The sequence below is a fragment of the Dactylosporangium sp. CA-092794 genome, from assembly GCF_050948465.1.
Taxonomy (GTDB): domain Bacteria; phylum Actinomycetota; class Actinomycetes; order Mycobacteriales; family Micromonosporaceae; genus Dactylosporangium.
This window is the reverse complement of sequence record NZ_CP192044.1, coordinates 11,668,325-11,692,345: the sequence shown is the minus strand read 5'-3', so window position 1 is coordinate 11,692,345 and position 24,021 is coordinate 11,668,325. Positions and strand designations below refer to the sequence as shown.

Annotated in this window: 23 protein-coding genes and 1 other RNA gene; 12 read left to right on the top strand and 12 right to left on the bottom strand. The window is 66.9% G+C overall.

The annotated features are described in order from the left end of the window. Window positions 1-17: 17 nt before the first annotated feature. The 3 genes from ssrA to ACQPXD_RS50650 all read left to right on the top strand — a co-directional run bounded on the left by ssrA (window position 18) and on the right by ACQPXD_RS50650 (window position 1,607). Window positions 18-391: a transfer-messenger RNA gene (ssrA, locus tag ACQPXD_RS50660) on the top strand. 573 nt (window positions 392-964) lie between these two features. Then, window positions 965-1,150, top strand: a complete 186-nt coding sequence (locus ACQPXD_RS50655) for an NUDIX hydrolase (protein WP_432831442.1) — start codon at window positions 965-967, stop codon at window positions 1,148-1,150. Then, on the top strand, window positions 1,143-1,607 hold the full coding sequence (locus tag ACQPXD_RS50650) for a hypothetical protein (RefSeq protein ID WP_432831440.1): 465 nt from the start codon (window positions 1,143-1,145) through the stop codon (window positions 1,605-1,607). The genes ACQPXD_RS50655 and ACQPXD_RS50650 overlap by 8 nt, the downstream gene beginning before the upstream one ends. On the opposite strand, the gene ACQPXD_RS50645 is transcribed toward ACQPXD_RS50650, so the two are convergent. The 3 genes from ACQPXD_RS50645 to ACQPXD_RS50635 all read right to left on the bottom strand — a co-directional run bounded on the left by ACQPXD_RS50645 (window position 1,572) and on the right by ACQPXD_RS50635 (window position 4,138). Next, window positions 1,572-2,117, bottom strand: coding sequence for an HD domain-containing protein (locus ACQPXD_RS50645; protein WP_432831438.1), 546 nt, complete (start codon window positions 2,115-2,117; stop codon window positions 1,572-1,574). The two genes, ACQPXD_RS50650 and ACQPXD_RS50645, sit on opposite strands and share 36 nt — an antisense overlap. A 220-nt stretch (window positions 2,118-2,337) precedes the next feature. Further along, a complete protein-coding gene (locus ACQPXD_RS50640; RefSeq protein ID WP_432831436.1) occupies window positions 2,338-2,568 on the bottom strand; it encodes a hypothetical protein in 231 nt (76 codons plus the stop codon). 682 nt (window positions 2,569-3,250) lie between these two features. Further along, the gene (locus ACQPXD_RS50635; protein WP_432831435.1) at window positions 3,251-4,138 is read right to left on the bottom strand and encodes a LysR family transcriptional regulator; all 888 of its coding nucleotides are present in this window, start codon (window positions 4,136-4,138) and stop codon (window positions 3,251-3,253) included. 87 nt (window positions 4,139-4,225) lie between these two features. On the opposite strand from ACQPXD_RS50635, the gene ACQPXD_RS50630 reads away from it, so the two are divergent. From ACQPXD_RS50630 to ACQPXD_RS50620, 3 genes are all read left to right on the top strand, one after another. Beyond that, a complete protein-coding gene (locus ACQPXD_RS50630) occupies window positions 4,226-5,092 on the top strand; it encodes an SDR family NAD(P)-dependent oxidoreductase (RefSeq protein WP_432831433.1) in 867 nt (288 codons plus the stop codon). Window positions 5,093-5,483: 391 nt separating this feature from the next. After that, window positions 5,484-5,753, top strand: a complete 270-nt coding sequence (locus ACQPXD_RS50625) for a hypothetical protein (protein ID WP_432831431.1) — start codon at window positions 5,484-5,486, stop codon at window positions 5,751-5,753. Between the two features lie 727 nt (window positions 5,754-6,480). Next, window positions 6,481-7,269 (top strand): hypothetical protein, encoded by a 789-nt coding sequence (locus ACQPXD_RS50620; protein ID WP_432831429.1) that lies wholly within the window; start codon window positions 6,481-6,483, stop codon window positions 7,267-7,269. Between the two features lie 837 nt (window positions 7,270-8,106). On the opposite strand, the gene ACQPXD_RS50615 is transcribed toward ACQPXD_RS50620, so the two are convergent. The 5 genes from ACQPXD_RS50615 to ACQPXD_RS50595 form a co-directional block, all read right to left on the bottom strand. Continuing rightward, window positions 8,107-8,937 carry a hypothetical protein gene (locus ACQPXD_RS50615; protein WP_432831428.1) on the bottom strand — a complete coding sequence of 277 codons (831 nt, stop codon included), beginning with the start codon at window positions 8,935-8,937 and terminating at the stop codon, window positions 8,107-8,109. Then, window positions 8,934-10,355, bottom strand: coding sequence for a DNA methyltransferase (locus ACQPXD_RS50610; protein ID WP_432831426.1), 1,422 nt, complete (start codon window positions 10,353-10,355; stop codon window positions 8,934-8,936). The genes ACQPXD_RS50615 and ACQPXD_RS50610 overlap by 4 nt, the downstream gene beginning before the upstream one ends. Window positions 10,356-11,490: 1,135 nt before the next feature. Continuing rightward, complete coding sequence (locus ACQPXD_RS50605) at window positions 11,491-11,850, bottom strand: hypothetical protein (RefSeq protein WP_432831424.1); 360 nt, start codon at window positions 11,848-11,850, stop codon at window positions 11,491-11,493. 258 nt (window positions 11,851-12,108) lie between these two features. Next, complete coding sequence (locus tag ACQPXD_RS50600; RefSeq protein WP_432831422.1) at window positions 12,109-13,146, bottom strand: type II toxin-antitoxin system PemK/MazF family toxin; 1,038 nt, start codon at window positions 13,144-13,146, stop codon at window positions 12,109-12,111. Window positions 13,147-13,277: 131 nt separating this feature from the next. Further along, window positions 13,278-13,943 carry a hypothetical protein gene (locus tag ACQPXD_RS50595; protein WP_432831420.1) on the bottom strand — a complete coding sequence of 222 codons (666 nt, stop codon included), beginning with the start codon at window positions 13,941-13,943 and terminating at the stop codon, window positions 13,278-13,280. Window positions 13,944-14,194: 251 nt separating this feature from the next. On the opposite strand from ACQPXD_RS50595, the gene ACQPXD_RS50590 reads away from it, so the two are divergent. Next, window positions 14,195-14,698, top strand: a complete 504-nt coding sequence (locus ACQPXD_RS50590) for a helix-turn-helix domain-containing protein (protein ID WP_432831418.1) — start codon at window positions 14,195-14,197, stop codon at window positions 14,696-14,698. Next, window positions 14,695-15,243 (top strand): DUF6036 family nucleotidyltransferase, encoded by a 549-nt coding sequence (locus ACQPXD_RS50585; RefSeq protein WP_432831416.1) that lies wholly within the window; start codon window positions 14,695-14,697, stop codon window positions 15,241-15,243. The genes ACQPXD_RS50590 and ACQPXD_RS50585 overlap by 4 nt, the downstream gene beginning before the upstream one ends. A gap of 67 nt (window positions 15,244-15,310) precedes the next feature. Here ACQPXD_RS50585 and ACQPXD_RS50580 read toward each other — a convergent pair whose 3' ends face one another. The 3 genes from ACQPXD_RS50580 to ACQPXD_RS50570 are packed head-to-tail and all read right to left on the bottom strand — an operon-like array spanning window position 15,311 to window position 17,340. Next, the gene (locus tag ACQPXD_RS50580; protein WP_432831414.1) at window positions 15,311-15,436 is read right to left on the bottom strand and encodes a hypothetical protein; all 126 of its coding nucleotides are present in this window, start codon (window positions 15,434-15,436) and stop codon (window positions 15,311-15,313) included. Between the two features lie 34 nt (window positions 15,437-15,470). After that, window positions 15,471-15,863, bottom strand: a complete 393-nt coding sequence (locus ACQPXD_RS50575; RefSeq protein WP_432831412.1) for a response regulator — start codon at window positions 15,861-15,863, stop codon at window positions 15,471-15,473. 4 nt (window positions 15,864-15,867) lie between these two features. Next, window positions 15,868-17,340, bottom strand: coding sequence for a PAS domain-containing sensor histidine kinase (locus ACQPXD_RS50570; protein ID WP_432831410.1), 1,473 nt, complete (start codon window positions 17,338-17,340; stop codon window positions 15,868-15,870). A 148-nt stretch (window positions 17,341-17,488) separates the two neighbouring features. Between ACQPXD_RS50570 and ACQPXD_RS50565 the strand changes: the two genes are divergently transcribed. The 4 genes from ACQPXD_RS50565 (at window position 17,489) to ACQPXD_RS50550 (ending at window position 22,321) form a co-directional block, all read left to right on the top strand. Further along, a complete protein-coding gene (locus tag ACQPXD_RS50565) occupies window positions 17,489-19,024 on the top strand; it encodes a SpoIIE family protein phosphatase (protein ID WP_432831408.1) in 1,536 nt (511 codons plus the stop codon). An 11-nt stretch (window positions 19,025-19,035) separates the two neighbouring features. Then, window positions 19,036-20,079, top strand: coding sequence for a WD40/YVTN/BNR-like repeat-containing protein (locus tag ACQPXD_RS50560; protein ID WP_432831406.1), 1,044 nt, complete (start codon window positions 19,036-19,038; stop codon window positions 20,077-20,079). 705 nt (window positions 20,080-20,784) lie between these two features. Then, the gene (locus tag ACQPXD_RS50555; protein WP_432831404.1) at window positions 20,785-21,303 is read left to right on the top strand and encodes a YdcF family protein; all 519 of its coding nucleotides are present in this window, start codon (window positions 20,785-20,787) and stop codon (window positions 21,301-21,303) included. Window positions 21,304-21,337: 34 nt separating this feature from the next. After that, entirely contained in the window at window positions 21,338-22,321 is a 984-nt protein-coding gene (locus tag ACQPXD_RS50550) for an aldo/keto reductase (RefSeq protein WP_432831402.1), read from the top strand. 120 nt (window positions 22,322-22,441) lie between these two features. Here the strand turns inward: ACQPXD_RS50550 and ACQPXD_RS50545 are convergent, their stop codons facing one another. Next, window positions 22,442-24,001: an MFS transporter gene (locus ACQPXD_RS50545; RefSeq protein ID WP_432831400.1), complete on the bottom strand. Its 1,560-nt coding sequence runs from the start codon at window positions 23,999-24,001 to the stop codon at window positions 22,442-22,444. Window positions 24,002-24,021: the final 20 nt, after the last annotated feature.

Genomic DNA, 24,021 nt, shown 5'->3' with positions numbered 1-24,021 from the left:
GCCAACACCACCCACGCGGGGGTGACTGGTTTCGACTTTGTTTGCGGCGATAGGGGAAGCGAGCCGAGGAAGCCGACGTTGTCTCGTGAATCAGTCGTCGGAAAGTTATAAGCGCCAACTACAAGCGCTCCGACCTCGCTCTCGCTGCCTAAGCTAGGGTGAAGGTCTGTCGGTCTGGGAGTGCCTTCGGCCCAGTAACCGGCATCAGCTAGAAGGCTGGCCAACCGAGTCCTGTCACGGGGCTCGCACGGCGAGATCAATCGTGACTGGGCCCGTCATACCAACTCGCTCGCGTGATTGGTAGGGCCGAGTAGAGGCACAGCGAGCTGCGCTCGGAGAAGTCCTAACAAAGCGACGAAGGACCCGGGTTCGATTCCCGGCACCTCCACCACTGGGCGGCCCCTGCTTCGCGGCGGGGGCCGCTTGCCGTTGGTGGTTCCGGGAGTTTCGCGCTCGCTTCGCTCGCTCCCCGGTGGGGGCTTCGCCACCCACACCCCCATCGCGGCGGCGTTCGTGGTGGGTGCGGTGGTCGGCGCTGTTGCGTGGGTGGCGCTGGCCGCAGTGCTGGAGGTCGATCCCAAGAGCGTCGAGCGCTGGATCAGCGGCCGGCTGCCGTACCGCCGCCACCGCTTCGCCGTGGCCGCCCATCTGGGCGTCGATGAGGCGTATCTCTGGCCTGATGCGTTGACTCGCGACCAGGTCGCCAACGCCTCCGAGAGCGAGATCATCAACATCTACCCGGCCCGGTGGACGGTCCCGTCAGAGTTGTGGCGCACGTTCTTCGACAGCGCTGAGCGTGAGATCGGCATCCTCGTGTACAGCGGCCTGTTCATCCCCGAGGACGCGGGCATCCTGCGCGCTATCCGGCGCAAGGCCGAGTCGGACGTAGCGGTCCGAGTCCTGTTGGGCGATCCGGACAGCGATGAGGTACGGCAACGCGGCGTGGACGAGGGGATCAAACGAGGTGCGGCAGGAGTTCTCCATCGTCTACACCGCACGTCCGCTCGGCGGCGAGCCGACGCCGAGCGACGAGTCCCGCGAGGTCGTGTGGGTCTCTCCGGACGCCATCGACGGGCTGACCATGCACCGGTCGATGCGGATGCGGATCGAGCACTACCTCACCCGGGCTGGGAAGCCGCACCTTGGATAGCGACTGGATCAACGCCGCAGGCAGCGTCTTCTCCGCGCTCGGTACCGTCGGCGCGTTCCTTGTCGGCTTCGTGCTCCTGCGACGGGAGCAGAACCGCGAGGCCGAACGCGCCGAGGACGAACGGCGCGGCCAGGCCGCCCGGATCAGCGCGTGGGTGGAGGCTTATCGCAAGCCGGACGGCACCCGCGAACTCGCCTTCCACATCCACAACGCCAGCGAGATGCCGATCTACGAGGTCGAGTTGCCGATGCCGGACGGCGGCGATGTCGAGTTCGTCGGCCTGGTTCCGCCAGGGCAGACGATCCGGCGTCCGGCCCCGGCGTCGTGGATCCGCTCGTACGTCGATCCGGAACCCGTGGAGATTGAGTTTCTGGACAGCGCCGGTCGACGCTGGAACCGCAACGAGCAGGGCCGGCTGACGTCAGCGGCCGAGAGCGGCCAGCACCCGGTGCGCTGACGCCTCCAACTGCGGCCTGGCCTCGGTGAGCGAGCGCGTGACGAGATGTCCGTCGCCGTAGCGCTGGAACGCCTCGGCAAGCCGCTGGTCGAGATTCATCGGCTCGCCGGTTGGGCTGGTCGTCATGTCGCAGAACGTCAGCGCGTCAAGGACGAAGTCGGCCGGACTCGGAAACTCCGTAGCCAGGTCCTCGGCCAAACCCCGGTTACGCGCCTCGATCAGAGCGCAGGAGTGGTTGGCAACGAGACGGACGAGCCGCTCATCGGCGCCCTCAACGTCGCGGAGGTAGCGGGCGCCATCCAGCGGGTGGAAGCCTGCCTTGGTCAGGTCCGGGGCGTAGCCGATGTCGTGCAGCCAGGCCGCGCAGATCAACAGGTCGGTATCGTCGCCGACGATGTGGGCGATGTCCTCCGCGGTGTGCCCGACGCCTTGGACGTGCGCCCAGCGGGTCGGCAGCGGCTCGGCCAGCAGGTGACGCGCGAGGTCACGCGCCCACGGGACATGTTCCACATGTCCGAGAGTAGTGCCGGTCGATCATCGCGGCTTGACGAAGCGCCTCTTGCCCTGCACCGACACCGTGACGTCCTGCAACGCCGCAAGCGCCTGCCGCGCTGTCCCTCGCGCCACGCCGTACCGCTCCACCAGCGCAGCCTCACCCCTCGGTGATGACCTTGTAGGCCCCCAAGCCGTGGACCGCATGCCGCCCATTCTCGAACGCGTGGATCGCCGGTCAGTCTCTCAGCACGTCAACCGTGATGCCGCCAGCCGCCGCCCGCGCGATCAGGTCCGCCAGTTGGCCGGCCACGGCAGGCGCTAGGTGACCGATCTCGACGGCTGGCGCGCCATCGCGTCCGATGGCGGCGTGCAGCAGCGGAAACGCCCGCCCCACATCTAGCCCGGCCTCCTCCAACGCGAGGGCCAACGCGTCCGCGGCCTGCTGCGCATCCTCGCGTCCGGCCATGCTCGTCTCGCTCTCTTCCAGCCGACATCGCACGTGGGCGGGCCGAGTGGCCAAGGCGTGTCGATACCGCCAGCCTTCCCTCGGCGTCTCCAGCCGAGTACCGCGTTCCAAGGACGTCTAGGGACTTCTTGACTAGAATCGGCTGCACTCAGTGGCTTCACGGGGGCCGGCGTGCGACACCCTCTCACCCGAGCGCTCGCCGGCGCAGGACTCAACGCCATCGACGTGGCCGCGCGCCTCGGAGCCGACCCCAAGACCGTCGACCGCTGGTTCGCCGGCCGTGTCCCCTATCCGCGTTACCGTGCTGAACTCGCTCGCTTTACCGGCTGGACCGCGGCCGACCTCTGGCCCGACACCATCCCACGCGAACCGCAGCCCGGCCAGACGAGGTCCGCATGACCTACGCCCACCGAAGTCTGGTCCCGCTGGACACGTGGCGCTCCCTCTTCGGCCAAGCCACCGCCACAATCGACATCGTCGCCTACAGCGCCCTGGAGGATCCGGTCATCCTCCGCACACTCGCCGAGAAGGCCGAGACCGGTGTGCCGGTCCGCGTTTGCGTTGGGCGACGTCAACGGCACGCAGGTCACCAGTCGAGGCGCCGAGGAACAGATCGGTGACCTCATGGCCGCCCGAATCCGCAACGTCCTGGTGCTTATCAAGCCGCTGCAGCAGCTCCAAGTTAGACGCTCTCTGAATGCTGAGATGTCGAGCGAACAGCGTGGCCGACGAAGCGCGCTACGGCGAGTGAGGTTTCCTGTTCGGCCCAGACCAGTCGCAGCAGCCCCGGGGAGAGGTCCCTAACCTGCAATACGGCGACGCCCGCTGGTTGGCCGTGGTGTTCCATGTAGGGACGAGGGAGAAAGACGATGCAGTGGCCCAGTCGGACGTGAGCCACCATTTTTTCGCCGTCGTTGACCTCTGGTCCAGGGATCGCATCCGGCCCACCGAGCCAGTAGGCCCTTGCCGCGGCGTCGTCGCCAGCCCAGGTCAAAACCGGGTATGGCAACAGCTCGGTGCGATCTACGACCCGTCGGGAAGCCAGCGGGTTTGAATCGGCGACCACGGCCAGACGTTCGTAGCTTCTGAGCACCTCGTGATCCGTGCCACCTGGATCGAAGTCACCGCAGATCAAGGCGAGTTGCGTCACCCCTTTGCGAAGATCATCGAGCTGACTATGCCAATCCGCATCGACCAGTTCGATGCCGTCGGCGGCGTAGCAGCGTTCATGGTTACGGACCAATTCATCCGCGAGCGCCAGATCGCACCCCCGCGCGCTGAAACGTATCGGCGGCTTTTCGACCGCGGCCCTGCGGGCCCGAGCCACCGCGGTCTCGGCTCGCCGCACGATGGTGCGTGCCTCGCAGACCATCACCTCTCCCGCGGCGGTCGGAACGACTCCTCGTGCCAGCCGCTCAAACAGCGCGACACCCAGCGTGGCTTCTAGTGTGGCAACCGATCGGGACAGGGCCGACTGCGTCACGCCGAGCAGGTCCGCGGCCTGCGTGAAGCTACCCTCGTCGGCTACGGCAACCAAGTAACGCAATTGCCGTAGATCGAAGTCCAACATCAGCCAAAGTTACATGACGATTCCGCATAGGTCCCATGCGCCGGCGCACCTACCTCCCGTTCCTTGCCAGGGTCAAGATCTCTCGACATGGAAACCGAAAAACACGCAGTCGTCACCGCGGGCACGGCCGGACTTGGTTTCGAGACCGCTCGAGGGCTGATCCGGGCCGGCTACGATGTCACCGTCATCGGCCGTGATCCCCAGCGAGGTCGGGAAGCCGTGGAGCGTCTTCACGCTGAACGCGCCGGGAGCACGGCGACCTTTCTGGTGGCGGACCTCTCGACGATCGGCACGGTGCGCGCCCTGGGCGCCCGCCTCGCCCAGCACGGACCGCTCGGACTGCTGGTGAACAACGTCGGAGGGATGTGGCCGGACCGGTGGGAAACCGCCGATGGCATTGAGGGCGCTTTCGCCTTGAACCACTTGGCACCCTACCTGCTCACCGAGGCACTCATGCCTGCGCTGGTCGCGGCGGCGCCGAGCCGCATCGTCCACGTGACGTCAGGCGCGATCCAGGCCGGCACGCCCGACTATTCCGAGGTCGACCTGCCGGGTGAGTACTACGGACTACCGGTGACCGGACGGGCCAAACTGGCCAACCTGGCCTGGGCGCTGGACGAGGCCGACCGTCTCGCGCGACAGGGAGTGACCACCGTCGTGGCTGACCCGGGCGCCGCGGCCACTCCCAACGCCGCTGGTATGCGGCAGCGAATGTTGCCTCCGGCGTACCGGTCGATGTGGGAGCAGATCGTGGCCGGAACGCGAACCCCGGCATCCGATGCCGCCAAGGCGATCATCACCGCGTGTCTGGCACCCGGACTGGAGCAACGGCCAGGAACGATTATTGGTACGTCTGGAGAGCCTGACGACACGCTACGCGGCTTTCTCACCCCAGAAGTCACCACCGAAAGCCGAGCGCTCACCCGGAGAGTCCTGACCGAGCATGGCGTCTGACGAAGACCACGGGTGCGCGCCACCGACCACCGTGACGGGACCGTCAACCCGGGGCACGGCCATACGAGGCGCAGCGAAAGAGGTCAGCATGCCCAGGCGGCTGCCGGACGACCGGAGCTCAATCACGACTTCACGGCACTGCCAGCGACCGTAGTGGACACCGGGCAGCGAGCGGGCCTCGGCAAAGTCGTCAGATGACTCCGAGCAGTGCCAGCGGGGCTGCTGTCACGTGCGTGGTGGCGGTTGGCGGCGGCGATGTTGCTGGTGGCGGGCGAGGGCAAGGTACCGACGGCCGTGTGTCGCAGGGCGGCCATGACTTGGGCGCCGGTTCCGGCGCGGATCTGGGAGGCGGACCGGGAGACGTTCAACAGCTCACGCGCATGTTCACGCTATGCTGGTCGGCTTTCTCCGCCTCGATGAACGGATACACGTTCACCGTGTCTCCTTAACGCGAAGAAAGCCGCCGCCCGCTTCAAAATCTCGACGTCCTGGTGCACGCAGCGGCTCTCCTGCCGCAACCGGTCCCGGCATCAAGCTCGGCCTGCTTGATCCACTGCCGCACCGCGGTCTCGGTCAGATCGAAGTCCCTGGCCTCTTGCCCGACCGTGCGGTCGCCGCGCTGGCGCAACTCGACGATCTCAGTCTTGAAACTCGGGCGTGAACGCCCGCCGCGGCCTCGATCGCTTCTTACCTACGCTCTCCATGATGCTGGCTGCTATCGGCTGGCGTTACTTGCAGGCTCTACGCTCTGGTGGCCCTGAGTGCGTAGAGGGGTGACGTCGTCCAGCGTGAGCGGGCCGCTCGGAATCTCTACTATGACGGTCATGCTCGGCCCACCTCCCTCGATCCTGTGAGCGTCGTCCTGTCCACGACTGTGCTGGGGCACCAGCGATACAGGAAATCCAGCAGTTCTCCGCCCTTTCCGGACAGGACGTCCGCTATGCAGGGTTCAAGCAAGCCATCGCTACCTCCACCGCTGGGCGGCCCCTGCTTCGCGGCGGGGGCCGCTTGCCGTTGGTCGTTCCGGGAGTTTCGCGCTCGCTTCGCTCGCTCCCCGGTGGGGGCTTCGCCACCCACACCCCATGACGACGGCGTTCGCGGTGGGTGCGGCGGTCGTCGCTGCGCGGGGCCCGCGTCGCTACCGTCCCCGCTGCCGCCGTTGAGTGGCTCTGGCACGGTCACGCACAGGCAGGGTTCACGTAAGCCATGGTTACCTCGACTGCAAGATCAGCGGCGGTGGCCCTGCGGGGCCGCCGCCGCTCGTGTTTGATGCGCTGTCAGGCAGGGCGGGGAGAGGTCTATGCCCGCTGGCCCAGACCGTGTCGCAACTCGTTGACTCTGGCCACGCCGACAGCCGCTCTCGCGGGCGCTCGTGGTAGCACTGTCACATGGCGGAGACGGGTGCACGGGTTCTGCGTGCCTGGTTACTCATCGCGTTACGCGAACTGGGAGACGCTGCTCCCAGGCAAGCCGTCCACCAAGCCGTGGCGACCCTTTTCGGAGACCAGTTCACTGACGACGATCTGGCGCCGCGTCGAGGGCGCGCCGGCGCTGAGCAGGCTTGGCGGAACAACCTTGACTCTTTGTACGATCGCTTGAAAAAGGAGCGGATCCTTCTCCCTTCACAGCGCGCTCAGCCGTGGAGGCTGTCGCCCGCAGGCTCGACTGAGGCCTCTGGTCTTCCTGAGGTCGGCGTGGGAACACTCAAGCCAGATGGCCAGTTCAACCCGAAAGGCTCCGGCCCGTACACGGCGAACATCGCTGCTGCCGTGCAAGTCAAGATGCGTGAACACGAGGCGCTTCTCGCCGATTATGGGCGCGCAGTGGCTGCAATCGGTTGGCGGCCGGTCACCACCGTGCATCCACGTGACCTAGAGTTGTCGCGAGCCGGCAAGACCTGGTTGGCCGAAGTCAAGATGGTCTACGGAGCGCGCGTTACACCGGCGGTTCGTGAGGCATTGGCTCAGCTTCTTGCCTATCGTTACTTCTTCTACCCAGCGGTACCTCACCCGGGCTTGCTGGCTGTCTTCTCGGAGGATCCCGGCGGGGACAATGTTGGACTTCTCCTATCAATCGGAATCGCGTCGGTGTGGCGTAGCGAATCAGGGTGGGAAGGGTGCCAGGCCGCAATTGCTGCAGGACTGGTGCCCACGGCGGCAAACATGGCCAGCCCCTGAAGCGTCGTTGCTGATCAAGCTGAGGATTCCGGCGCATTCGCGAGCGAACCGGGTGTCCGCACGTCCGTGCGGTGACGTTCGCGTTGATTGCGGTGGTTGGCGCTGTCGCGGCGGCCGTTAACAGGTCCGGTCCTGAGATGTAGTGGGCGGCGGCTAGCAGCCGGCCGATGTTGGGTGCGATCGAGGAGGCGGCGAAGAAGCAGCCGAACAGGGTGCACACGAGGATGTGCCAGATGGATGGAGAGATTGGCGTAGCGCCAGAGCAGGTACCCGAGCATCAGGACGGCCGAGACCGAGACAGTCAGTGTGGTAGCCGGCGAGTTCCGGATGCTCCAACGGGGTGAACGGCTGGCCGAGGGTTTCGGGTCGTAGGTTGGCCGTCGCGCGATGAAGGTTCGTCGTCTTCACTGATCAGGCGGGTTGAGGCTGGCCATGCCGATCTAAATGAACCGGTGGATGACCTGGCGCGGACCGAGTCCTCATCAGCCCCACGAGGCGGGCGATCGCAGGCACACTGTTGCCACCGGCCGAGGCGAGCACGACCATCGACCGGAGCAGCCGGATTGCCGAGCCGGTCCCTTTTCTGGTGATTCGCAGGAGCTGCGGACCTTCCTCGTCAGGCAGCCGCCGCACACGCACAGGTTTACCCGCCATAGCCTGACCGCAACCACGCCGCCCAACCGGGAGGCCGAACGGACGACGGTGGCTCGCCACGGTCCGTGGAGGACGTGAGCGAGGTTGAAAAGGCGCTTTGTTCTCTGGTGCCGCCATCAAACGGGGCTCGGTGCCCGACCGGATGCCCCGGCATGGGCCCGAGTCCGTCGCGCGTTCCCGAAGTCAGATTCGCTTCTCGGATCTGAGATATGACACCATGCGATTGACTGCTTCGATGCTAAGGGCGAACAGGTCCTGCGCTTCTTCGACGGTGTAAATTTTTTCGGGATGCTGGGTCGGGTTGCGGAACCCCTTCCTTAAATGGGTTAAGCTCTCCAGCAATACGGCGGGAGGCGGTTTCCGTCGCTTTGAAAGACTTTCTACCATAGGTCCCCACATTAGTTGGCGAACCCGCCTTGTGCGAACTAGTTTGCAGTAGAAGTACTTAAGAACGTCCTCCGTTGCACGCATTGTGTGGAACGCTGCAGCCGTTGGCGTTTCGAAAACAATGCACCGTCCGGCCTCGCCAAAGTCGTATTGTGCCACCGGAGGAAGGGTGTCAAATATTCCGGGCGCCATCAATGATCCTACATTGGCGAGTAGTCGCGGGACTGGAAACCGTTTGTCTTGAGCGACATAAGCGAATACTGCACTCGATTCGGACAGCATTACCGTTTGCACGTGGTACGCCGCCTCCCTGACTAGCGCTACGTCATGTACTGTTAGATTCACCTCGCCTCGATCATGTTCATCTATCCCGGTCCACTTGGAAATAAGGTCGCCGTATTGCTCACGAGCAGATTCGGCCGTGAGGAGTAGGCCGGATTCTTTGCAGGCGCTGATAAAAGTGATGATGGTGTCGAGAACGTGCTTGTTGCCAAACACGGGGTGCTCGGTGGTGACATCGACAAGGTAGCGAGACTTGGAGCCAATGATCAAAAACTCGCGGATCGCTTGCGCCTTCAATGTTGCTTGCCCGCCCTTTCTCGGCTCGATGCATATCGCGATGCTCACGCCGACTCGAGATAGCGGTTCCGCCGCTCACTTTCAATGAGCTCCTCCACGGTCGGCATGTCCGGCTTCTTTCGCATTTCGAGGACTGGAGCCATCCTGGTGCTTTCCGGATCGGGAACCAGTTTTCCGTTCGGACGCTTTCGTTGTATGAGCAGTTCGGCGACTGTAACCAAATCGATCTCGAGGCCATCAGATGACGCCCGCAGGGCTTCCTCTCGGGCGCCGCGTGAAAAGCTAAACGCCACCATGTGTCCGGTAGAGTGGCCAGCGCGACGCACGGCGGTTTCAAAACTGTCGACCGTCTTGCGGTTGACGCCTTCGATTTGTCGTATCTGGACTGGTTCATTCACGAAAAAAGAATAACCATCGATGCCCATTGCGGCAGATGTGCGTGATGCATGAGTGCCGAAGATTGCCGCGATTACCCAATTCCGAAATTCCAGCGGCCTGAGTTGTTTCATGTCGGCCACAGAATTTGGCTCATTAATGACGGTAGGGCGGCAATGCAGGGTGTGCAACCGGCGCTTCATTACCTCGATCGCGGTAGCTGATATGTCAATGCCTATCCACCGTCTTTGCAGGCGCTGGGCGACGGCTACAGATGTTCCGCATCCGCAGAATGGATCGAGGATAACATCGTTGACGTTGCTAGCCAGTTCGATAATACGTTCAAGGAGGGCCTCGGGCTTCTGCGTCGGCCACCCGCACCGCTCTCCAGCTCTTGAGTTGAGTGGATTTATGTCGGTCCACACATCGTCCAGGGGCTGGCCTCTTTGCTCGTCTAGGTATCGTTTTTCTCGAGGAACGCCACCTGGGCGCGTTTGAACTACCAGCCCTTTTTCGTATGCCTGTTGCATTCGCTCACGTGTCCACCGCCACGTCCGTGTGACGCCAAGGAACTCATAAGTAAGGTTAGGGCGATTTGGGTTAGGGTTGATTAAACTAGTGAGCTGATATCGTCGACCTTCGGGGTCTCGCAAGCTGTATTTACTATCCGTCTTCGGATCTAGGTCGCCAACATCATAAGGCAGAAATAAGGCCCGTTCGTTCCAAGTTGCCACCGATCCCTTCTGGTAAGACAGAATGACATCATGGTTGTTGGGAAGGCGTGTTGTCATTAGACCTTTTGCACGTGTCCTACGCCACACAATTTCATTGCGGAAGCGCTCCGGACCGAAGACGCTGTCGAGCATTACCTTCAGGTAGTGGCTTGCGTGTGAGTCGCAGTGCAGGTAGATGCTTCCAGTGCTCTTAAGGACGCGGTAGAGCTGGACGACGCGCTTCCTCATCCAATCGACGTAGACGCCGACATTCCCTTCCCAGCGATCTTCAAAAGAACGAATTTCTGCCTCTTCTCCCCAAATTACCTCATACGTTCTGTTGGAGAAGAATGGCGGGTCTAAGTAGATTAGGTCCACGGAGTCGCCAGGGAGGCTTGATAGTCGATCGAGGCAATCGTCTCTATAGAGGACGGACGTCTCCAAAGCAGAAGGGCGCATGGCGATCTCCCTCTCCACATCTGACGCTGGGTCGTACCAGCGTCACAGATTGTGGCTACATTTCTCAAGGTTGATCTGAAAATGCGCTGTTTATGTCTGTATAAAAGTATTTCTTGGTATCTTGAGCCGATATCATAGGGTATCGGATGGATTCTCGATGTAAGTGGTGTTCCCCATCTCTTCTATCGTGCTGTGCACTGTGCGGGTATACGAATATAAAGAATCGGAATTGGCGCGGCGGTTCAGATGCTCTCTATGCCCGTTGCTACACGAAGGCTGTCAGATCATCCGGTGCGCGGCATGCGGCGCGCCTCCCGTGGCATGATGATCTGGTCGATCACCGTCGACTAGACCGAGATCACGCCTGGCTCGCTGTAAGCGAGATTTTGGTGCACCGGTCGTGTGGCCTGAGGTGACCGATCCTGAGTTCAAGTAGGACATCGTTAGCTCGACTGTTGAACGCCCCCTGCTCACGCAGGGGGCGTTCGCCGTTGGTGGGTGGAGGATTTTTCGCGCTCGCTCCCTTGTGGGGGCTTCGCCACCCACACCCTTGCACCGCGCGACGGCGTCCCCGGCGGGTTCTAAGCTGCACGACCCCGAGAGGATGCTGGAGGCACCGGCCGGCTCATACGCCACATCAAGATCCGCCGCCCGGAGGTTCTCGATAACCCGGAGTTGCGGACCCTGATCGAGACCGCCACCACACACCACGTCCCTCCACCCCAACCGCGAACCTGATCGGCGGATCCCCGCGCGACGCCCGGCGAAGTCTCCGGGTAGCCGACCTCGATCCGCCCGGGCGAACGCGTCTGGACATGTTCTCCCCGGCGCTGGATGTATTGCGCCGGTCATGCTTGCCGTCCACGAGCCGGTTGCTTTCGTACTCGACACGACCGGCTTGTTGCGTCGGGTGCCCCAGCGATCCACCTGAGCGGGTTCAAGTAAGCCATCGTCAGGTCCACTGGAGATGATCAAACGGCGGTCCACCGATTCTCGGTGGGCCACCGTTTTGGTCCGCCGCAGCTGACCTAAGGTCGGGGAATGAGCGGGTGGGCTAGCCTTCGAGCAGTCCGCGGAAGCGCTCCTCGTCGGCCTTCCTTTGGGCCTCCTGCCGGGCTTTACTCAAGGCCATCATGTTGATCCTCGGGTCCTTCTTGTCGAAGATTGCCCGCTGTCCGTCGGGGCGGACGAGCAGCGGCACCTCGCTGCCGATGGCGACGTCGACGGTCTCGCTGTGCTGCTCGACCTCGAGCCTGGTTGTCTCGCCGTTCGGCGCGGTGAACTCGACGACGTAGTTGTGCAGGTGCGACGGCGGGCCGACCACGTGGCCCTCAACGCGTCTGTCATACGACTTTCGGATCCGGGAGTCGAGCACGCGGCCAGTCGTTCTGATCCAGTTGCGGCGGAAGAACATGGTCGCTCGATTCTATGGATAGGTCGATGACCGGGATTTTGGTGTCGGCCCGAGCGGTTGAGCGAGCGTAAGCGATCCAGGGGCTTGCCGTCGACCACGCACACATCGACTTTGGTGCGCCACGCGGTCTCCTGCCTGGACCACGTCGGCGCTCACGCTGGTGTGCAGGTTGGCGCCGGCCGGCGAGCTTGTCCAGGCGTCCTAGCCCTTGGAGGCGATCTCCAGCGTATGCGCGACCAGGTGGGGTTTCGCCGCCATTCAGTGATGGACGATGGCGTCGCCGAGGGCGCCGTAGGGGCGGGTTGCGGTGCCGCACGATCCTTTGGTGCGCTCGGCTGACACGGTGAGCATTCGGACCGAGGTCAGGTCGAGGTCGACGGGGATCGATCTACTGCGGCTCACGGTGTCGGTCAGCGCCGCCTTGCCGTCGACCTCGATGATGAGCTTCGCCACGACGTCGGTGGGGGCTGTGACATCGAGGCCGGCCGTCGCGGTGAGGCGGCGCCATTTGCCGTCGAGCTGGTACGTCGCGGTTGCCGCCTTGCCTTCGCAGCCTACCCAGAATCCGGTTGAGTCGGGGAAGTGCCGGTCGGCGAGGGTGCTGTCGAGCTGCTGGCCCGAGGAGCCGACGTCCCTCGCGGCGATCGGTATGCGATACAGCGGACTGTCGGCGCCGGCGGCCGTCTCGGTGTCCTGCCGGACGCGGTCGAGCCAGGGGACCACGGTCGCGCCGGCGCAGATCGCGAGCAGGCCGGCTATGACGGCGACGCTGCTCAGCGCGGTCAATGCGCGGCCGGCCAGGCGTGGGACCGCGTCGGGGATCGGGGTCGCGATCGGTGCCATGCCGACCGGGTGCACCTGGATCACGCGGTGCCAGGTGGTGGGGTCGATCGGGCCGGCGTAGTTGTGGAAGTCCCGGCGGTTCAACTGGAACGGGGCGGACAGGTCGAGGAAGCTGTTGGCGGTGGCGTTTCGGTCCCAGGTGTACGTCGGGATCTGCACATGGTCGTGGCGCTGGCTCTTGTCCTTGCTGGTGATCTTCAGCACCTCGAAGGTGTGCCCGTCGCCGCGCAGCACCAGGCACGGCCGGCGCTTCTCGCCCGGGGTTTCACGGAAGGGCACCGTCGCCCACCAGATCTCGCCCGGCTGTGGGTATCGTGGCGCCCGCCGCGGACCACGGCCCTGCATGGACCTGCCGACGAACCAGCCCACCACCCCGGCGACAAACAGCACGATGCCGGCCGTCAGGACCCAGTTCGCGTGGATGTCGTCCTCCCCGTGACATGCATCGATCACAATGCCGAACCGGGATCATCGCAAAGTCCTGCGGAAAACGAAAGTACGGCAGATTGGAGCCGCCCGATGCGGCGGTGGCCGGCGTTCGCGTTGCTTGCGGTGGTTGGCGCCGTGCCGGAATGGGCTGGCTGCTATCGGGTGCTGTGGGCGTCGAGGTCTTCGGCCAGGGGCTCCTGGTGGCTTTCGTCGATCATGCTCATGAAAGTTAGGGCGATGGCGCGGACGCCGAAGGCTACCGCCGTGAATATGGCCAGTTGGATCGGGTTGATGCCGGCATCGCTGTCGACCGTGATGGAGGGGTCGGTTGTCACCTCGGCGGCGATCAGGTACTGGGCGATCGTCAGCGAGATTGCCAGCAGTGTGACGGCGGTTACGACTGCTGGGCGCCTGGTGGCGCCGGTTCCCAGCCAGACTGCGATTCCGGTTATCACGCCCAAGGCGGCGGCGATCACTGCGGCGTTGGCGATGTCGATCGACATGGCGGAGCCGCTGCGGCCGGAGAACGCTGCTTGCAGGCACATCGCGGCCAGCAGCAGGCCGACCGCGGTGCCTCCGCCGGCCGTCCACAGAGGTCTCGGGTGGGCGGCGGACCACCAGAAGACGGCCATCGTGAACAGCACGGCGAACACGGTCAGGGCCATGCTCGGGGCCAGGAAGAAATGGACCTCGTAATCGCTCATGTGGATGGCGGTGCCGGCCACGAAGAGCATGTCGTCGCGGGCGGTCTCGACCAGCGCCCACGACCCGACCAGCGTCAGGAGGAGGCGGTTGCGCACCGTCCGTCGCTGGTCGGTCATCCGGACCAGGCAGAACACGGCCAGCAGGGACCCGATGCCGTTGCCGAGGAGTACTCCGAGGACGAACCAGACATGGTGGTCCACCGCGTTCTCGGCCTCCTCGTGGGCGCGACTCGAAGAAATCGACGCATCACCGTACACCGCGACCCGGTTGGCGTTTAGCCGTGCATATGGAGCTTGACGATGGATCTCGCCACACGCCTTCCACCTGCGGCGTTGTGTTTGTGGTGTTTGTCCGCCATGCTTGGGGAATGCATGGTGGTGACAATGAGCTCCTGACGACCGGCGAGGCGGCATTGTTGTTGCGGGTGTCCCGCCAGCACGTCGTCGACCTGTGCGAGCGGGGACGGCTCGCGTACGTCAAAGTCGGTACGCATCGCCGGGTGCGCCGGACGGACATCGAGGAGATGTTGCGGCCCGCGATGACGCGCGACCAACTCAAGGCGCTGTGGTTGCACCGGGCCGTTGCCGGCCGCCTGGTGGCGGCGCCCGAGGCGGTGCTCGCGCGGGCGACGGCCAACCTCGAGCGTCTGCGCGTCGTGCATCCGGCGGGAATGACCGCAGTGTGGCTGGACCGATGGCGTGACCTTTTCCGGCAAGGCGTTGAGGAGGTGCTGGAAAACCTCACGTCGCTCGATGCGGAAGCGACGGAACTCCGGCAGAACTCGCCGTTCGCCGGGGTCTTGCCGGACGAGGACCGGCACGCCGTGTTGGCGGCATTTTCCGCGTGGTGGCGAACGGAGCGGGCGGCGTGAAGCGGGAGCAGTTGGAGCACGTCCTTCGAGCGGCGTCGCACGTGGCCGGTGACCCGGAGATCCTGGTGATCGGCAGCCAGGCCATTCTCGGTGGTATCCCCGAGCACCGCCTTCCACCCGCCGCGACCGCTTCCATGGAGGTCGACGTCGCGTTTTTCGACGACCCCGACGACTTCAAGGCGGACCAAGTCGATGGCGCGATCGGTGAGCTGTCGCCGTTTCATGACGAGTTCGGTTACTACGCTCAAGGCGTCAGCGTTTCGACCGCCACACTGCCGGCAGGGTGGCGGGACCGTCTCGTGCTGGTCGATACCGCGGGCACGCGGCCGGGCCGGGGGTATTTGCTGGAGCCTCACGACTGCGTCGTGTCCAAGCTGGTAGCGGGCCGCGAGAAGGACCTCGCGTTCGCGGCGGCCCTCCTGGAGGCCGGCCTCATCGACCCGGCGGTGATTGCTGAGCGCATCGGCACGCTGAATGTCGCGCCCGCGTTACTGCAGCGGCTGCGGAGTTGGATCGCCACGTACGGCGGTGGCGTCGAACGCTGATGGCGTTGTGTCACGCCGCAGCCGAAGGCTGGTGGCCTCGCGCGGCCCCGGCCGGGTTCGCTGCGGGTCAGCCGAGGTTGGGAACGTGGCCTTGGAGCAGGACTTCCAGTTGGACTGAGCCGTACTCGACGTAGTGAGTGCCGTCGAGGCGGAACTGGAGATTACGGGCGACGTCGTCGAGGGTGACGGTCATGAGGCATTGTAGGGCCACATGGCCATTGTGGGGTTCAGTCGGGAAGGGGGGTGCGGGCGTGGGTGGGGAGCCAACTGCCGATTTCGGCGACGAAGCTGCGGGGGTTGATCGGTTTCGGCATGTAGTGGTCGAAGCCGGCGGCCAAAGTGCGTTCGCGGTCGCCGACCATGGCGACGGCGGTGACGGCGACGATGTTCACCGTGGCGAGGCGGGGCTGCTCGCGCAGCTTGCGCAGGACCTGGTAGCCGTCGAGGTCGGGCAGTTGCAGGTCGAGCAGGACCAGCTCGACCGGCTCCGATACGGCCAGGGTCAGGGCCTGGATGCCGGTCGAAGCGCCGTGTACGCGGTGGCCGTGGGTGCTGAGCAGGTACGACATCAGCTCCAGGCTTTGCGGGTTGTCTTCGACGATGAGGATGTTCGCGCCCATCTCGTCACACTGGCAATGTGACATAGAAGGTGCTGCCGTGGCCGGGAATGCTGTCGACGCTGAGCGTGCAGCCCATCAGCTCGGCCAGCTTGTGCGAGATATATAGGCCCAGGCCGGTGCCCTCGTCGCTCTGCTTGCGGGCGGCGGCGCTGCGTTCGAAAGCGCCGAAGATGCGGACCTGCTCGTCCACCGGGATGCCGGGGCCGTGGTCGGTCACCTGCAGGATCCATGGCTCGCCGGTGCGGCGGTGCAGGGCGATGCGGATGTCGCCCTCGGAGCTGAACTTGATCGCGTTGTGGACCAGGTTGATGAGGATCTGGCCGAGGGCCCGCCGGTCGGCCACGGCGACGCAGCTCTCCGCCGGCAGGTCGGCGACCAGGGTGATGCCCCGCTGCTCCGCGAGGGGGCGCATCGACGACACCACCTCCTCTACCACGCTGCAGCAGTCGACGTTCTCCGGGCTGATCTCCACCTTGCCGGACTCGATCTTCGCCAGGTCGAGCAGGTCGTTGATGAGCGAGAGCAGGTGCTGCCCGCTGGTCTCGACCAGCTGCAACTGGTGCACCTGCGCCTCGTTGAGCGGGCCGGGCAGGCCCATCAGCAGGGTGCCGGTGAAGCCGATGATCGCATTGAGCGGGGTACGCAACTCATGACTCATGCTCGCCAGGAATGCGTCCTTGGCCTTGTTGGCCTTCTCCAGCTCGATGTTCTTGTCGCGCAGCTGGCGCTCGAAGCGGATGCGCTCGGAGACGTCGCGGATGGCCGCGGCGACCAGTTCGCCGTCCTCGGTCTTGATCGCCGACAGCGATATCTCGGCCGGGAACTGCGTGCCGTCGCGGCGCAGGGCCGACAGCTCGATGCCGGCGCCCATCGGACGCGGTTTGGGTTCCCGGAGGTACCGCTCCCGGTGCCGCGGGTGCACATGGCGCGCCTGTTCGGGTACCAACACCTCGATCAACTGGCCGATCAGCTCGTCACGTCGGTAGCCGAACAGGCGCTCGGTCTGCGCATTGACCACCGTGATGCGTCCGTCGGCGTCGACCGCGACGATCGCGTCGGGGGCCGCCTCGAGCATCGCGCGCCACTTGTTGGCCACGCCGCGCACCCGGCCGATGTCGCGGGAGATCGTCGCGATGCCGGTGATCCGGCCCACTGCGTCCAGGACCGGCGAGGCGCTCAGCGACACGGTCACGCTGGTGCCGTCGCGGCGGACGCGGTCGGTCACATACTGGTCAAGCCGCTCGCCCCGGGCGACCTGTCGCAGGATCCGGGCCTCCTCCGGCCGCCGCTCCACCGGATACAGGATCTCCGCGTGGGAACCGATGATCTCGGACCTCGGGTAGCCGTACAGCTGCTCGGCCGCGTCGTTCCACGAGGTGATGACGCCGTCGAGGGTCTTGCTGACGATCGCGTCGTGCGACGAGCGCACGATGGCCATGGGGTTCGTCTCGAACGGTTCGACGCCGGTCTGGGTCATGGCTCGCCAGTCTGGTGCAGGGGCGGCGGGCGGCACATCGGCCGACCGGCGTGAACGCCGCGGCGTAACCCGTTCGGATGACGGGCCGGCCGCGCGGCGGCGGCCCGGGCGCATACTGGCTCGACGACGTCGCGCAGACGGGAGGCTGATGGCAACGGTGCTCGTCGTCGACGACGACGCGATGAACCGCGAGTTTCTGCGGACGCTGCTGATCCACCGCGGGCACCGGGTGCGCGAGGCGGCCGACGGGCAGAGCGCCCTGCGGATGGCCGGCGACCAGCCACCCGACGCGGTGATCACCGACGTGCTCATGCCCGGGATCGACGGGTACGAGCTCGCCCGCTCCCTGCGCAGCGCGCCGGCGACGTGCCGCATCCCGATCGCCTTCAACACCGCGCACTACGCGGAGCAGGAGGTGGCCCCGCTGGCTCGGGCATATGGGGTACAAAATGTGATCCTCAAACCCGCGCACCCGAAGGCCGTCCTGGCCGCCATCGACGCGCTGCTGAGCGAGCGCATCGCCCCCCAGGAGCCCGGGCGCGCCGTCAAGGCCGCGCTGGTCGCGACGACCGCGGCGCTGAGCGAGACGCAGCGGGTCACGCACTCCGGCACGTGGGCCCTCGAGGCGAGCACCGGCGCCATCCTGCTCTCCCCGCCGCTGCGCGAGCTGCTCGGGCTGCCCTCGGGCCGGGTCGACCAGCGGCAGCTGCGCCGGCGGGTACACCCCGAAGACCTCGAGCGCATGACGGCGGCGGTGGTGCGGACCCGGCGTACGGGCCGCCCGCACACCGTCGAGCTGCGCATCGCCGACCTCGTCGGCGTGGTGCGCGAGGTCGTGGTCTCCTTCCGCCCCGGGGCGGACGGGGCGCTGTGGGGCGTGGTCCAGGACGTGTCCGAGGAGCGGGCCGAACAACTCCGCCAGCGGATCCAGACCGACGAGCGGGCCGAGCGGCGGGTGCTGGACCGGCTGCGCCGCTCCGCGCTGCCCGACGACCCGGCCGGGGCGCCCGGCGTCGACCTGGCCGCGGGCTGGGTCGCGGCGTCCGACCCGCTGAACGCCGGCGGCGACTTCTACGACGTGCTGCCGCTCGGCCAGGGCCGCGTGCTGGTGTCGGTCGGCAACGTCGCCGGGCACGGGCACGACGTCGTCGCGGTCATCGGGCCGGTCCGCGCCGTCCTGCGCGCGTATGCGATCGAGGATCCGGCCCCGGCCGAGGTGCTACGCCGGCTCAACCGGTACCTGCTCGCCAACCACGGCGACGACACCTACGCGACCGCCGTCGTCGCGCTCTACGACCCCGCCGAGCGAGGTCTGCGCATCGCCAACGCCGGTCACCCGGAACCGATCCTGATCGAGCCGGAAGGCACCGTAACGATTCCGGCCGGCCCGGCGCTGGGCATCTTCCCCGACCCGGACATCGGCCAGTGGCGGCTGGACCTGGCGCGCGGCGGGACCTTCCTGGCGTACACCGCCGGACTCATCGATCGCCCCGGCGACCCCCGGCCGCACCAGGAGCGGCTCGCCCGCGTGGCCGCCGAGGCCGCCCGCCACGCGCCCGACGCCGGGCAGCTCGTGGACGAGATCCTCGCGGCGATGCTCGCCGGGCCGGCCCCGCACGACGACGTCTGCGTAGCCGCCCTGCGGGTGCCCGGCGCACTTGGCTCGATCGATGGAGGCGAGTAACTTCCGGCGGTATGAGGCTTCGCCCGATCGCCGTCCTGGCCCTCGCCCTCGCCACCGTCGCCACCACGAGCGGCTTCGCCCGGCCCGGCCCGGCGTGGCGGCTGCTCGACTCCGGCTCGACCGCCCGGCTGCGCGGGCTCGCCGCGGTCAGTGACACGGTCGCCTGGGCTTCGGGCACCGGCGGTACCGTGCTGCGAACCACCGACGGCGGCCGCACCTGGCGCTCGGTCGGCCCGCCGGACACGGCCGACCTGCAGTTCCGCGACATCGAGGCGTTCGACGCCCGGCACGCGGTCGCGCTGGCCATCGGCGAGGGCGAGCTGTCCCGGGTGTATGTCACCGACGACGGCGGCGCGTCCTGGGCCGAGACCTTCCGCAACACCGACCCGGCCGCGTTCTACGACTGCGTGGCGTTCTCCGACCGCCGGCACGGGCTCGCGCTGTCCGACCCGGTCGACGGCCACTTCCGGATCCTGGCCACGCAGGACGGCGGCCGGCACTGGGCCGTGCAGCCGGTCGCGGGCATGCCGGCCGCGCTCGACGGGGAGTTCGCGTTCGCCGCGAGCGGCACCTGCCTGGTGACCGCGGCCCGCGGCGGCGCCGACGCGTGGTTCGCCACCGGCGGCGGGTCCGCCGCGCGGGTGTTCCACTCCGCCGACCTCGGCCGCCACTGGAGCGTCACCGCCACACCCATCCCGAGCGGCCCGTCGGCCGGCATCTACTCGCTCGCCTTCGCCGACCGGATGCACGGCCTGGCCGTGGGCGGCGACTTCGCGGCGCCGACGGCCGCGCCGGCCGCGGCCGCGACCACCCGGGACGGCGGGCGCACCTGGGCGGTGGCCAAGGCGGTGCCCGGCGAGTACCGCTCGGGCGTGGCCTGGCGCTCGACCCGCGGCGACACGGCCTACGCCGTCGGCCCGACCGGCAGCGACGTCAGCCACGACGGCGGCCGGACCTGGCGCCGGTTCGACACGGGCAGCTTCGACGCGGTCGCGTGCGCCGACGGCACCTGCTGGGCCTCGGGCGAAGCCGGCCGCATCGCCCGCCTGCGCTGAGCTTCCGGCGAGGGATGCTCGCGGCGGCCGTGACCACCGCTCGCGCTGACGCATCCCGTCTGGCCAGTTTCATGGCGTTTTGTCGGATTGCTCACATGGCGAGCGGGAAGCTGGATTCGGGCGGCTGGGCGCACGGATGTCTCCGTGATCATGCGTGTTGCCGTGGCCGCGCCGCGGGTTTGCCATGATCCCGGAGACTTTTGGTACACGGGTGTACATGTTTGTTCCGTGATCATGGGAAACGCGTGGTGTCGGTGGCGGTCCGGCATGATCGCGGAGACTTCCGGTCGTAGCGGCCGCAGAGTCCGCCAGCCGCTGCCGGGCCCCGTCGGTCGCGCCGGGCTGGGGCTTGGGCTGACGGCTGCGCTGGGCTTGGGCCGACGACCCCGCCGGCTGCGCGGCGAGCAGGGCGTCGGCGCGGACGCCGTTCCCGCTGCTCCTGCCGCACCTGGTCGACGACCCCCGCGGCGGTCCGATAAGTCGGGCACTCCGCGCCGCGACTTATCGGACATATCACGATTCAATACGATCAGCGAAATCCCGCGATGGCCCGGTGATGCACGTCATAGCTGAGAATGCGTCGAGAAGGCGCTGCCAAATAGCCGTCAGTGCATTCTCGCGAGTGCCGCCATGTCCGTAGATTTCGGGCGACGGGCCGATTCCCCGTCCACGTTCTCTTCAACTGCCGATGCCACGCTACGGCCCATGATCCGGAGATGGGCGGTCATCGCACTGATCGGTTTCATCGCATTGACGGCGCGGTACTTCGTGTGGCCGCGCCTTCCCCGACTCCCGGCCCGCGTGGACGCGATCGTGGAACTCGCGGGGCCGGGCGACGCGGACCGCGACCGGCTCGCCATGCGGCTGGCCAGGGAGCATCGCGCCGCCTATCTGGTGCAATCCACGCTGCAGGCGGACGCCGACACGGGCCGGTGCCTGCCCGAGGAGCCCGGTGTGACGGTGCTGTGCTTCCATCCGGAACCGGACACGACCCGGGGCGAGGCCGAGGCGGTACGCCGGCTCGGCGCGCAATACGGATGGCATTCCGTGGTACTCGTGACAACCGCCGATCATGCATGGCGCGCCCGATTGCGCGTAACCCGTTGTTTCCCCGGCGAGGTATATGTGGCGACCTCGCACCTGCCGCCGATCTACTGGGTCCGGCAGATTCCCTACCAATGGGCGGCTTCGGTGAAGGCGGTCTATCTCCAGCAGTACTGTTGACATGGAGCATGCTCCAGGTGGCAGCGTATGCCTCATGAAAACGCGATTCCTGGGACGCAGTGGCATCGAGGTCAGTGCGCTGGGCATGGGCTGCTGGGCGATCGGCGGGCCGTTCTGGGCCGGTGAGCAGCCGCTGGGCTGGGGCGAGGTCGACGACGGCGAGTCGATCCGGGCCGTGCGCCGCGCGCTCGACCTCGGCGTCACGTTTTTCGACACGGCCAACGTCTACGGTGCCGGCCACAGCGAGGAGATCCTCGCCCGCGCGCTGGCCGGCCGGCGCGACGAGGTGGTGATCGCCACGAAGTTCGGCGGCACCTTCGACGAGCGCACCCGCCAGGTGGGGCCGGACGACGGCACGCCGGCGGAGGTCGGCCGGGCGGTGCGGGAGTCGCTGCGCCGGCTGGGCACGGACCGCATCGACCTCTATCAGCTGCACATCAACGCCCTGCCGATCCCGGCCGCGATCGAGCTCCTGCCGGCGCTGGAGGACCTGGTCGCGCAGGGCCTGATCCGGGCGTACGGCTGGAGCACCGACTTTCCGGAGCGGGCCGACGCCTTCGCCGACGCTGGCCCGCACTGCGCCGCGATCCAGGCCGACCTCTCGGTGTTGCGGGGCTCGTTCGCGGTCCTGCCGGTCGCCGAGCGCCACGACCTCGCCGTGATCATCCGTGGCCCGCTGGCGATGGGTCTGCTCGGCGGGCGCTACACGGCGTCGTCGGAGCTGCCGCGGGACGACGTGCGCGGCCTGAGTCCCGAGTGGATGCGGTACTTCACCGATGGCCGGCCGGCGCCCGAGTTCCTGGCCCGCATCGAGGGCATCCGTGACGTGCTCACCTCGGGCGGGCGCACGCTGGCGCAGGGCGCGCTGGCCTGGCTGTGGGCCTACGACCCGCGGACCGTCCCGATCCCGGGCTGCCGCACGGTCGCCCAGGTCGAGGAGAACGCCGGCGCCCTGTCCTTCGGCCCGTTGAGTCCGGCGGAGCTCGCCGACGTCGAACGCCTGATGGGCCGCGCCTGACGCACTGAATTAGGCATTTACGAAATATCCGATAAATCCGGACGCGGAGCGTCTGGATTTATCGGATAAAACGCATTCACCGGACAAAACGCATTCATCGGACGGAACGCGGAGCGGCGGTTACGAGCTCGCGACGAGGGCAGGTTCCGGGTGCGCGGAGGTCGCCGTGGATCGGCGCGCGCGGAAGGCGAGCACCAGCAGTACCCCACCCAAAAAGGCGGCCACCGCAGCCGACGCCGCGGTCGTGTGCATCGCCGTGATGAAGGCGTTGTTGGCCGCATCGGCCAAGTCCGGGCGGTGCAGGGCGTCGGCGACCGCGCGGGTGTGCTCCGCCGATGGCGATGCGGCGTCGCGGGCGGCGGGTGGCAGGGCGTTCAGCGCGGGCGCGATCCGGTCGCGATAGGTGCTGGTCAGGATCGTGCCGAGCAGGGCGATGCCCAGGACGCTGCCGACCTGGCGGACGGTGTTGTTCACCGCCGAGCCCGCGCCCATCCGGTCCAGCGGCAGGGCCGCGATGACGGCGGCCGAGGTCGGCGAGATGGCCATGCCCATCGCGGTACCGGAAGCGAAGCCGACCATGCAGAAGTAGACCAGCGGCGTGTGCAGGCCGAAGGCGAGGTTGGTCAGGAACGCGGCGGACACCACCAGCAGGCCGCCGCCGCTGACCAGGGCGACGCCGAAGCGCCGGACCAGCCGGGCGCCGAGGAGCGAGCCGAAGGCGACGCCCAGCGCGCCGGGCAGGAAGGCCAGGCCGGTGTCGAGGGCGTTCATGCCGCGGGCGCCCTGCAGGTAGAAGTTGCCGTAGAACATCTGGCCGGTGATGGCGAAGAACAGCGCGCCCAGGGCGATGTTGCCGGCGCTGAACCGGCCGTTGCGGAACAGCCGCGGGTCGAACGACGGCTCGGCCGAGCGCCACTCGAAGACCGTGAACACCGCCAGCAGCGCGAGGCCGGCGAGCGCGGGGGCCCACACCCGGGTGCGGGTCCAGTCGGTGTCCTGGCCGGCCTCGATGAGGCCATAGGCCAGCAGTGCGAGCCCGGCCGTGGACAGCAGCAGCCCGATCGGGTCTGGGCGCCGCCGCTGCGCCAATTTCGGATTTGGTACCACCGACAGGATGCCGATCAGCGCCAGCCCGGCGACCGGCAGGTTCACCAGGAAGACCGAGCCCCACCAGAAATGGTCCACGAGCACGCCGCCGAGCAGCGGGCCCAGCGCGACGCCGATGCCGCTGGAGGCGGCCCAGGCCGCGATCGTTTCGGGCCGCCGCTCCGGCGGGAACGTGGCGCCGATGATCGCCATCGAGGTCGGCATCATCATCGCGCCGCCGAGGCCCATCAGGCCGCGGGCCAGGATGAGGCCGGTGGCGTCGCCGGCCCAGGCCGCCCACACCGAGGCGGCGCCGAAGCAGAACAGGCCCAGCACCAGGATCGTGCGGTGGCCGTAGCGGTCGCCGAGCGCGCCGGCGGCGAACAGTGCGGTGGCGAAGAGCAGCGCATACGAGCCGACGGCCCACTGCAGCTGGCCGGGCGTGGCCCCGAGGCCGGTGCGCGGGTCCGCGATGCGCTCCAGCGCGATGCCCAGGATCGTGGTGTCGATCCAGATGAGCACCGCGGCGAACACCAGGACCGACAGCACACGGCGCTGCCGGGGTAGACTGATTGACAGGTCCCTGACGGTCATGGTGACTACGCTCGCAGGAA